The organism is Cobetia sp. SIMBA_158 (assembly GCF_046566945.1).
GTDB classification, from domain to species: domain Bacteria; phylum Pseudomonadota; class Gammaproteobacteria; order Pseudomonadales; family Halomonadaceae; genus Cobetia; species Cobetia amphilecti.
In genome coordinates, this window is the sequence record NZ_JAWJYL010000492.1 from 1 (window position 1) to 265 (window position 265).

1 pseudogene is annotated in these 265 nt (G+C 66.4%); it reads left to right on the forward strand.

Annotated elements, in window-relative coordinates:
* A pseudogene (locus tag R2R70_RS20800) lies at nt 1-265 on the forward strand (hypothetical protein); the annotation flags it as partial.

The window sequence follows — 265 nt, forward strand, 5'->3', positions numbered from 1 at the left end:
GCTCAAGACGCGCCGCTTCTGGGGCATCGGCATTCCGCGCATGCTCGCCGAGCCGGCATGGCAGACCTTCGGCGCGTGGATTCCGCTGTACATGGTCACCGTGCGCCACATGAACCTGAAGGAAATCGCGCTGTTCGCGTGGATGCCGTTCCTCGCCGCCGACCTCGGCTGCCTGATCGGTGGCTACCTCGCGCCGCTGTTCATCCGCTGGTTCGGCTGCTCGCTGATCACCTCGCGCAAGCTCGTCATCACGACCGGCGCGGTG